2 rRNA genes are annotated in these 5,331 nt (G+C 55.7%); both read left to right on the forward strand.

Annotated elements, in window-relative coordinates:
* Window positions 1–112 precede the first annotated feature (112 nt).
* Window positions 113–1,641, forward strand: a 16S ribosomal RNA gene (locus AC3RJ7_RS18775).
* Window positions 1,642–2,091: 450 nt separating this feature from the next.
* Window positions 2,092–5,196, forward strand: a 23S ribosomal RNA gene (locus AC3RJ7_RS18780).
* The 16S and 23S rRNA genes sit together here, the layout of an rRNA operon.
* Window positions 5,197–5,331: the final 135 nt, after the last annotated feature.

Consider the following 5,331-nt stretch of genomic DNA (forward strand, 5'->3'; position numbering starts at 1 on the left):
CCTTTTGGTTGGTGGGATTCCTTTGATTGATGGACAATTTGATTTTCGAGTCAGTTGTTTCTCTGTCAGTGATTTGAACTCCTCGACACTTTGTGTGTTGGGAACCATTTTTTTTTTGGAGAGTTTGATCCTGGCTCAGGACGAACGCTGGCGGCGTGCTTAACACATGCAAGTCGAACGATGAAGCTGGAGCTTGCTCTGGTGGATTAGTGGCGAACGGGTGAGTAACACGTGAGTAACCTGCCCTGGACTCTGGGATAACCCCGAGAAATCGGAGCTAATACCGGATAGGACCTTGCACCGCATGGTGTGGGGTGGAAAGTTTTTCGGTCTGGGATGGACTCGCGGCCTATCAGCTTGTTGGTGAGGTAATGGCTCACCAAGGCGTCGACGGGTAGCCGGCCTGAGAGGGTGACCGGCCACACTGGGACTGAGACACGGCCCAGACTCCTACGGGAGGCAGCAGTGGGGAATATTGCACAATGGGCGCAAGCCTGATGCAGCAACGCCGCGTGCGGGATGACGGCCTTCGGGTTGTAAACCGCTTTTAGTAAGGAAGAAGGGGCTTCGGCCTTGACGGTACTTGCAGAAAAAGGACCGGCTAACTACGTGCCAGCAGCCGCGGTAATACGTAGGGTCCGAGCGTTGTCCGGAATTATTGGGCGTAAAGAGCTCGTAGGCGGTTTGTCGCGTCTGCTGTGAAATCCCGAGGCTCAACCTCGGGCCTGCAGTGGGTACGGGCAGACTTGAGTGGTGTAGGGGAGACTGGAATTCCTGGTGTAGCGGTGGAATGCGCAGATATCAGGAGGAACACCGATGGCGAAGGCAGGTCTCTGGGCACTTACTGACGCTGAGGAGCGAAAGCGTGGGGAGCGAACAGGATTAGATACCCTGGTAGTCCACGCCGTAAACGTTGGGCGCTAGATGTGGGGACCTTTCCACGGTTTCCGTGTCGTAGCTAACGCATTAAGCGCCCCGCCTGGGGAGTACGGCCGCAAGGCTAAAACTCAAAGGAATTGACGGGGGCCCGCACAAGCGGCGGAGCATGCGGATTAATTCGATGCAACGCGAAGAACCTTACCAAGGCTTGACATATACGAGAACGCGCCAGAAATGGTGAACTCTTTGGACACTCGTATACAGGTGGTGCATGGTTGTCGTCAGCTCGTGTCGTGAGATGTTGGGTTAAGTCCCGCAACGAGCGCAACCCTCGTCGCATGTTGCCAGCACGTTATGGTGGGAACTCATGTGAGACTGCCGGGGTCAACTCGGAGGAAGGTGGGGATGACGTCAAATCATCATGCCCCTTATGTCTTGGGCTTCACGCATGCTACAATGGCCGGTACAAAGGGCTGCGATGTCGTAAGGCGGAGCGAATCCCAAAAAGCCGGTCTCAGTTCGGATTGAGGTCTGCAACTCGACCTCATGAAGTCGGAGTCGCTAGTAATCGCAGATCAGCAACGCTGCGGTGAATACGTTCCCGGGCCTTGTACACACCGCCCGTCAAGTCATGAAAGTCGGTAACACCCGAAGCCGGTGGCCTAACCCTTGTGGAGGGAGCCGTCGAAGGTGGGATCGGTGATTAGGACTAAGTCGTAACAAGGTAGCCGTACCGGAAGGTGCGGCTGGATCACCTCCTTTCTAAGGAGCAACTCGGAAGCCTTCGGGTTTTCGCAGTGCACCAGATCAAGACCGACTGTGTCTTGCTGGTTGCTCATGGGTGGAACATTGACATAGGCATTCAGGCCAATGGTTCTGGTTCAGTACGCCTCGCTTCGGTGGGGTTGGAACGACTGGGGTCGGCGGGTTGGGTGCGTGCACGCTGTTGGGTCCTGAGGGACCGGACATGGCCTGGCGCTCTTCGGGGTGCGGGTTGGGATGGTTTCCCTTCAGGCCTTCACGAAGCCGGCGGTTGCTGGTGGGGTGGGGGTTCTGGCCGTCTGTTGAGAACTACATAGTGGACGCGAGCATCTTAGAAGCAGTCTTCGGACTGTTTCACAAAGATTTCGATGGCATGCCCTTCGGGGTGTGCCTGACTAATCATTGGTCAATCTCGCACTTTCGGGTGCGCGATCGATTCAACTCATGTGATTTCAAGTTTCTAAGAGCAAACGGTGGATGCCTTGGCATCTGGAGCCGAAGAAGGACGTCGTAATCTGCGATAAGCCTCGGGGAGCTGATAAACGAGCTGTGATCCGAGGATTTCCGAATGGGGAAACCCCGCCAGGCCCTTTGGGTGACCTGGTGACTCCCGCCTGAATATATAGGGCGGGTAGAGGGAACGTGGGGAAGTGAAACATCTCAGTACCCACAGGAAGAGAAAACAACCGTGATTCCGTGAGTAGTGGCGAGCGAAAGCGGAAGAGGCTAAACCGGTCATGTGTGATACCCGGCAGGGGTTGCATGGTCGGGGTTGTGGGACCTTTCGGACTGTACTGCCGTGCAGTCACGGTGACGCGTGTGCGATAGACGAACCGGATTGAAAGCCGGACCGGAGTGGGTGTGAGTCCCGTAGTCGAAATCGTGCACGGCCCGGAGAGGTATCCCAAGTAGCACGGGGCCCGAGAAATCCCGTGTGAATCTGTCAGGACCACCTGATAAGCCTAAATACTCCCAGATGACCGATAGCGGACAAGTACCGTGAGGGAAAGGTGAAAAGTACCCCGGGAGGGGAGTGAAATAGTACCTGAAACCGTTTGCTTACAAACCGTTGGAGCCTCCTTGTTGGGGTGACAGCGTGCCTTTTGAAGAATGAGCCTGCGAGTTAGTGATCTGTGGCGAGGTTAACCCGTGTGGGGTAGCCGTAGCGAAAGCGAGTCTGAATAGGGCGATTCAGTCGCAGGTCCTAGACCCGAAGCGAAGTGATCTATCCATGGCCAGGTTGAAGCGACGGTAAGACGTCGTGGAGGACCGAACCCACTTCAGTTGAAAATGGAGGGGATGAGCTGTGGATAGGGGTGAAAGGCCAATCAAACTTCGTGATAGCTGGTTCTCTCCGAAATGCATTTAGGTGCAGCGTTGCGTGTTTCTTGCCGGAGGTAGAGCTACTGGATGGCCGATGGGCCTCAACAGGTTACTGACGTCAGCCAAACTCCGAATGCCGGTAAGTGAGAGCGCAGCAGTGAGACGGTGGGGGATAAGCTTCATCGTCGAGAGGGAAACAACCCAGACCACCAACTAAGGTCCCTAAGCGCGTGCTAAGTGGGAAAGGATGTGGAGTTGCACAGACAACCAGGAGGTTGGCTTAGAAGCAGCCACCCTTGAAAGAGTGCGTAATAGCTCACTGGTCAAGTGATTCCGCGCCGACAATGTAACGGGGCTCAAGCACGCCACCGAAGTTGTGGCATTGACATTTGTGGTAGGCCTTCGTGGTCCAGCCGTGTTGATGGGTAGGAGAGCGTCGTGTGCCGGGTGAAGCGGCGGTGGAAACCAGCCGTGGACGGTACACGAGTGAGAATGCAGGCATGAGTAGCGAAAGACGGGTGAGAAACCCGTCCTCCGGAAGACCAAGGGTTCCAGGGTCAAGCTAATCTGCCCTGGGTAAGTCGGGACCTAAGGCGAGGCCGACAGGCGTAGTCGATGGACAACGGGTTGATATTCCCGTACCGGCGAAGAACCGCCCACATGAAATCAGGAGTGCTAAGCATCCCAATCCGCGTGGATCCCTTCGGGGACGATCGCGAGGCGGCATGCGACCCCGTCTGGTGGAGTGAGCGTATTAACAGGTGTGACGCAGGAAGGTAGCCCAGCCCGGGCGATGGTTGACCCGGGGCAAGCGTGTAGGCCGAACCGTAGGCAAATCCGCGGTTCATCGAGGCTGAGACGTGATGCGGATGAAAAGTGGGTGATCCTATGCTGCCGAGAAAAGCATCGACGCGAGGTTCTAGCCGCCCGTACCCCAAACCGACTCAGGTGGTCAGGTAGAGAATACTAAGGAGATCGAGAGAATCGTGGTTAAGGAACTCGGCAAAATGCCCCCGTAACTTCGGGAGAAGGGGGGCCTGAGGCGTATTAGGACTTGCTCCGAAAGCGTTTGAAGGCCGCAGAGACCAGTGGGAAGCGACTGTTTACTAAAAACACAGGTCCGTGCCAAGTCGCAAGACGATGTATACGGACTGACGCCTGCCCGGTGCTGGAAGGTTAAGAGGACCGGTTAGCCGCAAGGCGAAGCTGAGAATTTAAGCCCCAGTAAACGGCGGTGGTAACTATAACCATCCTAAGGTAGCGAAATTCCTTGTCGGGTAAGTTCCGACCTGCACGAATGGCGTAACGACTTCCCAGCTGTCTCAACCGCGAACTCGGCGAAATTGCAGTACGAGTAAAGATGCTCGTTACGCGCAGAAGGACGGAAAGACCCCGTGACCTTTACTACAGCTTGGTATTGGTGTTCGGTGTGGCTTGTGTAGGATAGGTGGGAGACTGTGAAGTCGGCACGCTAGTGTCGGTGGAGTCGTTGTTGAAATACCACTCTGGTCACTCTGGATATCTAACTTCGAACCGTGATCCGGTTCAGGGACAGTGCCTGGTGGGTAGTTTAACTGGGGCGGTTGCCTCCCAAAAAGTAACGGAGGCGCCCAAAGGTTCCCTCAACCTGGTTGGCAATCAGGTGGCGAGTGTAAGTGCACAAGGGAGCTTGACTGTGAGACTGACAGGTCGAGCAGGGACGAAAGTCGGGACTAGTGATCCGGCAGTGGCTTGTGGAAGCGCTGTCGCTCAACGGATAAAAGGTACCTCGGGGATAACAGGCTGATCTTGCCCAAGAGTCCATATCGACGGCATGGTTTGGCACCTCGATGTCGGCTCGTCGCATCCTGGGGCTGGAGTAGGTCCCAAGGGTTGGGCTGTTCGCCCATTAAAGCGGTACGCGAGCTGGGTTTAGAACGTCGTGAGACAGTTCGGTCCCTATCCTCTGCGCGCGCAGGAAATTTGAGAGGATCTGACCCTAGTACGAGAGGACCGGGTTGGACGAACCTCTGGTGTGCCAGTTGTTCCGCCAGGAGCACCGCTGGTTAGCTACGTTCGGAATGGATAACCGCTGAAAGCATCTAAGCGGGAAGCCGGCCTCAAGATGAGATTTCCATCCCCTTCGGGGGGAGAGGCTCCCAGCCAGACGACTGGGTTGATAGGCCGGATGTGGAAGACAGGACTAACGACTGTCGGAGCTGACCGGTACTAATAAGCCGATAACTTGATAATCACTACACACACACGATTTGAACTCATTCAAGTAAAGGCCGTGTGCGTGGCCCTGATGACTCGCGTCCACTCTGTGGTTCCCAACAGACGGAAAACACACTCAACAACTCAACACACGCACGCACACCCCACGGG

It is taken from the genome of Agromyces solani, from assembly GCF_058349925.1.